The 5,739-nt window shown below is 49.9% G+C and carries 4 protein-coding genes and 2 pseudogenes; 3 read left to right on the top strand and 3 right to left on the bottom strand.

What is annotated here, in order from left to right; genetic code table 11:
- Positions 1–142 precede the first annotated feature (142 nt).
- Positions 143–1,437 (bottom strand): annotated as a pseudogene (locus tag AB9F29_RS20985) (IS3 family transposase); the annotation flags it as partial.
- Between AB9F29_RS20985 and AB9F29_RS20980 the strand changes: the two are divergent.
- Positions 1,360–1,911 (top strand): plasmid partitioning protein RepB C-terminal domain-containing protein, encoded by a 552-nt coding sequence (locus AB9F29_RS20980; protein WP_369757131.1) that lies wholly within the window; start codon positions 1,360–1,362, stop codon positions 1,909–1,911. The pseudogene AB9F29_RS20985 and the gene AB9F29_RS20980 overlap by 78 nt on opposite strands.
- 491 nt (positions 1,912–2,402) lie before the next feature.
- On the opposite strand, the gene AB9F29_RS20975 is transcribed toward AB9F29_RS20980, so the two are convergent.
- Positions 2,403–2,780 (bottom strand): DUF2237 family protein, encoded by a 378-nt coding sequence (locus AB9F29_RS20975; RefSeq protein WP_369757130.1) that lies wholly within the window; start codon positions 2,778–2,780, stop codon positions 2,403–2,405.
- A 617-nt stretch (positions 2,781–3,397) separates the two neighbouring features.
- On the opposite strand from AB9F29_RS20975, the gene AB9F29_RS20970 reads away from it, so the two are divergent.
- Entirely contained in the window at positions 3,398–4,144 is a 747-nt protein-coding gene (locus AB9F29_RS20970) for an SDR family NAD(P)-dependent oxidoreductase (protein WP_369757129.1), read from the top strand.
- 252 nt (positions 4,145–4,396) lie between these two features.
- Here the strand turns inward: AB9F29_RS20970 and AB9F29_RS20965 are convergent, their stop codons facing one another.
- On the bottom strand, positions 4,397–5,005 hold the full coding sequence (locus tag AB9F29_RS20965; RefSeq protein ID WP_369757128.1) for an exopolysaccharide biosynthesis protein: 609 nt from the start codon (positions 5,003–5,005) through the stop codon (positions 4,397–4,399).
- Positions 5,006–5,525: 520 nt separating this feature from the next.
- Between AB9F29_RS20965 and AB9F29_RS20960 the strand changes: the two are divergent.
- Positions 5,526–5,739 (top strand): annotated as a pseudogene (locus tag AB9F29_RS20960) (IS6 family transposase); the annotation flags it as partial.

The following is a 5,739-nucleotide window of genomic DNA, read 5'->3' as shown; positions in this document are numbered from 1 at the left end:
GGTCAGTGCGATCCGCACCGCATCTTCCCTAAATTCGTCTGTTCGTTTCAGTCCCATGCTCAGTCTCCTTTGTTGCAGTAAATGCTATCAAAGGAGCGGCATCAAACCGTGACAGGTCCAATCACCTGCCGGTCAAAGGGTAGCGCTGATGGTTGTAGTGATCGACGAAGGCTTCGATCTGCGCTTCGAGATCACCTGGCAGGAAGTAATGTTCCAGCAGAATGCGGTTCTTCAGGGTTTGGTGCCATCGTTCCATTGCACGGCAGTCGATACGAAGTATCGATGAGAGTGGATCTTGCCTTGTGTTTGTGGATGATACGGCGCGCCACGAGAATGCTTCATCCCTTTGCCTTTGAGCCAGTCAGCCAAGTCGCCGGACACGTAGCTGGAGACGTTGTCGCTGAGTAGGGAGTAAACGTGGCTTGTGAACGACATGTACCTGATCGCAACCCGACGCTTCTAAAGCGAGGTCCAGCGTGTCAGTCACGTCTTGTGTCCGCATGTTGGTGCAGAGCTTCCACGCGATGATATAGCGGCTGTAATCGTCAAGGATCGTGCTGAGATAGAACCAGCCCCAGCCGATGATCTTGAGATATGTGAAGTCGGTCTGCCACAGCTGGTTGATCGCCGTGGTTTTGTCTTTGAACTCGCTCGCGGCCTTGATCACGATAAAGGTAGGGCTTGTGATTAAATCATGTGCTTTCAGGATTCGATATGTTGAAGCCTCTGATACAAAGTAACTTTCCTTGTCTGTGAAGGTCACCGCAAGCTCGCGGGGTGACAACTCTGTTTCTTTCAACGCCAGCTTGATGACCTTGCGCCGCACCTCATCAGGAATGCGGTTCCAGACGTGTTTGGGCTTGGGAGATTGGTCCTGCAATCCAGCTTCTCCGCGCTGGAGGTATCGGTCGTACCAGCGATAGAATGTGGTGCGAGGGATGCCCAGCTTAGCCAATGTCAGGCGGGCCGATAGATGCGATCCTTCGACCAGCCGGATGATCTATAACTTCTCGGATGGGGGATACCTCATTCGTGGTCGCCCCCATCCATTGCCTGGCAGGTGATGCAAGCATCACCGAGAGGGGCCAAGCATGTTTTTTTGAGCAAACGGAGTTCGAGGGTTTGTTCTGCCACGACCTCCTTCAGATCGCGCGCTTCACGGCGCAGATCCTTCACCTCGTCAGTGTTCGCGGCCCGGGCTGTATCGCCAGCCAGCCGCTTCTTGCCAGCTTCCATGAAGCCCTTCGACCATTTGTAATAGATGCCTTGGGAAATGCCCTCACGACGACACAGCTCAGCAATGCTGTCTTCGCCACGCAGGCCATCCAGGACGATCCTGACCTTCTCCTCGGATGAGTAATGCTTGCGGGTAGCGCGCTTGATATCTTTGACCAGCTTCTCGCCGGGGCTTTTGCGTGTTCCAGTTGTCTGTCTCATCTTCCACTCCTCAGTGGTTACGATGAGCCAAGAACACTCTCTTATCAAATTACCCCATTTGGTCCCATAGGCGCTGACGTCAGTCATTGTGTTCTCAAAAAGATGAAGCAGTTGCGCCAGATTGAAGCTGCAGAAATCATGGTGGCCATGAACAAGTATACAGTCAATTATGCACGTTCGCTTTTGGCCGCGACGCCAGCAAGCCAACTTGTTAATCCGGAAAAACCTAAAGCTGCAAAGGGTATTTCCCAACAGCAACTGGAACTGATGGAGCGGGAGTCAACCAATCTGGAACGAGAGTTTCGACTTGTTGAAGACTCCTATGGTACTGACCATCTCGATCTGGTTCTGGCGCGCGGTTATGTTTCAAAACTTATCAGCAATACAAGGGGCATACGATACATGAAAATGCACCACGCTGAATTTTTACCTGAGCTTAGAAAGATAACGGAGTCGGACGCCCTGACTTCCTGATCACAATGGTTTCGCCAAATAGGGTGAGGTCACGGTAGGGGACCCGGACCCACAAAAGCGGGGGAGCCGCAGGAGACACCGCACGGTGAGGCGGATCAATTGCGGCGGTGGGGATGGCGGCGAACCCGTTCTGGGCCCATCACGCCAGGACTAATTATCTGGCAAATGTGAAAATTCTTCGCAACTGGGCGACGTGCCGGATGGATTATGCCCGCGCGCCGCCTTTTTTCGTTTAATGACAATATGTTAAATCGTCGATGTCATAGAAAAGGCCCCAGTGAGCAGTCCAGAATTTGGACCCCACAATAAGCATAAAGAATAACTCGTTGCGACCCTCGACTATCTCACCAGAAACTTAGGTCCAAAGAATTCGCTACGGACAGCGAAAAGCTGGCTGTTTGACTGTGGCGACGATATCTACGCGGAATATATTTGCGGCCTCATAGGTCTAGTAGAGACGAGTTCAAATTCGCCTGAAACTACCGGCAGGGTTATTTTGTTGTGCGTTCATGTTGCTTCAAAATGTCTAAAGCCACGATAATAAGCGCGTTTCTATGGGTCGCAGCTAGGTTCACTTTTGGTGCGCAGCCTTCTTCATGAGCTTGAAGGAAACGTGAAGCGCAAAGACACCAACTGTCACCGGCTTTGAGGCCAACAAAACCGAACTCAGGCCGAGATGTGCTTAGGTCATTGCCGACATATTTTGAGAATGCGAGAAACTCTGCCGTCATAACCGCACAAACAGTGTGAGAACCTCTATCTTCTGTGCACGTGTTGCAATGTCCATCTCTAAAAAAACCGGTCACTGGTTTAGAGCTGCAAAGCTGCAAAGGGCCACCTAATATGTTGATTTTTTCTTCAGGTTGCATAGCAAACTCCTACGGTATTGCGAGATAGTGCTAAAGGTATCCGAACTATTAGTCTCCGACTATCACCTCTTTAACTATCAGAGCTTGAAGGCTTTGTTTACCGCTACCTTTTACAATCGAAATTGAATTTACTACCGGGCCACGTGGACTGATTCGATCAAGCCGGGCAGGCATTAACGTTCACAACGCATTTCCAGCGTTTCCGGCGTCGCCCAGATTTGATTTGGCGTTATGTCATCATCCAGCCGGGTCCCATCGTATTCACCTGCATGTGGTGATCACCCACATCGCGTGCCACTGTACGGATAATTTTGGCCCAGTTACTGTATCTGCACATAATTTTCCACCTACCGGTGGCGTACTCAAGACTATTATAAATCAAACACTGATGGGTCTTTTTGTACCACATACATCGTTCCGAAGCGAAGTAAGATCAGACATAAATTCGGTCAGTATTATTACTCTGAGGGAACTTAGTTAAAATTGGTAAACGTTCAGGGGAGCCTGTACAAGTAACCCAACGAATATGACCGCAGATAAATTCGCGGATACAATCATATCAACGGAGAGATGAGATAACGATGATAAAACACATAATGTCGAAAAGGATCAAATAGATGAATATCTATGACTTGAAAAATCAGGGCGCCATAGTGACCGGAGGCGCGCAGGGGATCGGCTATGCGGTTGCCGAACGACTGGTAGCGTCAGGTGCTACCGTTGCGATCTGGGATCAAGATCAGGCATTGGCAAAACAGGCGGCTGATAGCCTTGGCAATGGCTGTGTCGCCTTTGGTGTGGATGTGACGGATCCTGACCGCGTTGCATCGGTTTTTGCCGAAGTCGAGCAACAAGTCGGCCCCGTTTCCATCCTTGTCAATTCCGCGGGCGTCGCGGGTTCAAATGCAAAAGTTATCGACTACGAGCCTGCAGAATGGCGCTCGATTATAGACATAAATCTCAATGGAACGTTTAATTGTTGCAAGGCTGTGCTCGCTGGGTTTCAAGCGCGGCAATTCGGTCGCATTGTCAATATCGCTTCTATCGCTGGCAAAGAAGGCAATCCCAATGCTGCAGCATATTCTTCGTCAAAAGCTGGTGTCATTGCACTAACTAAATCACTTGGAAAGGAACATGCAGATCTTGATATCTCAGTGAATTGCGTGACGCCTGCAGCGGCTAAAACACGGATCTTCGACCAAATGAGCCAAGAGCATATCGATTTTATGCTTTCCAAAATCCCGCGGGGTCGGTTCCTGCGCTTAGAAGAAGCCGCGAGCATGATTGCTTGGCTTTGTACTCCCGAAAATTCGTTTACAACAGGTGCTGTCTTCGACTTGAGCGGTGGTCGTGCAACTTATTGAAAGAATTAAGAACATGAAACGGTATTGTCAGAGGAAACCGACTTGAGCGGGGCAGGGCATCCAATTAGCGTTTGATAATGACAAAACGCTCTCCTTTTGCTACTTAAAAACTAATCCAGAAATTATCCGCCTTTGACCTTTATTACATATGGCAGGCATTAACCTATTCCGCCTCAATGACGGCGCCCGAAGGAGCCTGCCAAGGACAGGCATGCAGCCTCGCAAAGATTATCAAGTGGTCGTTTTTAAGGGTCATGGGAGAAGCGATGCGAATAGATCCGCTATGGAAAAAAGGATCAGTACGACGGCCGCTGAAAAGACGATCCCCAGACTGATGAAAAGCCCGTCGCGCTGCACAAGCCCCCATGACAGGCAGGCGAGAGCAACAGCGGGCGGAACATTAATTAAAGGGATCGGCAGTAGCAACACAAGCGACATGAATAGGCACAAGGCCCCGATGATCCTTTCACGGCGTCCCAGTACTGACAGGCGGTTTCGGCTCACGCGTTCGACCGAGCGAAGCGGCCGGATCATATAGCGCGACATCACGGCGATCACCTCATGCGGAATTTTGATATTGCGGGCACTCGCTGGCAGGTCGCCCCGTTCACCGTAAATCGCCAAATGCGCGGATACAGCGATGAGAGGTACGCCCAAAATCGCCCCGAAACTGGGTATGGGCAAAGGAATGCATTCAGGCAGCGCCATCAAAAAGATAGCAACCCCATGCATGCGTGTGCTCGCCCGGTCGATCGTCTCACCCAGCGTCACATATCCGATCGATTGGCTTTGTTTGTCCAACTCTTGGATGAGCGCTGCAAAACCTGTTTTCTGCGCTTCGGATGGTGGGGCATCTTCCAAATCTTCGGTCTCTAGTTCAGCCAGTATTTGGCATCAGTAAGTGATAATCTTTGTAGTCGGGGTCCAAAGGTGAATCCCTCATATTTGTATCATCTTCTGCTTCCATTCTTACCATGTAAAGTGTGTGCAATTCCAGAGACACCTATTGTCTAGGGAGGCCATGTTTCTTCAAAATGTCTAACGCTCAGAAAATAAGCGCGTTTCTACGGGTCGCAACTAGGTTCACTTTTGGTGCGCAGCCTTCGTAATGAGCTTGCAAGAAGGTTGCGCGCGGAATCAATGCTTACGATTTAACTGAACTTCTTAATGATTTGTTAGCAGATAACCGTTGGCCAGCTTCAAAATTTGAGGCAATATTTCGGAAGGACAAACGATGGGCGCAGAAGAAAGCTGATGCGGAGGGTGGTGTCAGAAGAAACCCTGTTGTGAAAAGTAGGATCATTTCGTAGCTTCGGCGATAACAAAACCTTTGCCATTTCGCTACTTCAAAACCAGTCCTGAGATTATTCGCCTAGCAGTGATGCTCTATGTCCGATTTCCTCTCTCCCTTCGAAACGTAGAGGATTTACTCCACGAACGAGGGATCGACGTCAGCCATGAGACGGTCCGATTCTGGTGGAACCGGTTTGGGCCAATGTTTGCATCTGAGATACGGAAGAAACGAGTGGAACGATTGCGATCCTGGCCTCAATGGCAGTGGCACCTAGATGAGGTTTGTTTTGAAAGTAAACGGC

Origin of the sequence: Falsihalocynthiibacter sp. S25ZX9 (genome assembly GCF_041205405.1) — a bacterium.
In the GTDB taxonomy this organism is placed as follows: domain Bacteria; phylum Pseudomonadota; class Alphaproteobacteria; order Rhodobacterales; family Rhodobacteraceae; genus Falsihalocynthiibacter; species Falsihalocynthiibacter arcticus.
This window is presented reverse-complemented; position numbering and strand designations above follow the sequence as displayed.

Coding starts and splice junctions, on each gene's coding strand:
- AB9F29_RS20975 (WP_369757130.1), bottom strand. CDS start 2,780: ATGCAACCTGAAGAAAAAATCAACATATTAGGTGGCCCTTTGCAGCTT.
- AB9F29_RS20980 (WP_369757131.1), top strand. CDS start 1,360: ATGCTTGCGGGTAGCGCGCTTGATATCTTTGACCAGCTTCTCGCCGGG.
- AB9F29_RS20970 (WP_369757129.1), top strand. CDS start 3,398: ATGAATATCTATGACTTGAAAAATCAGGGCGCCATAGTGACCGGAGGC.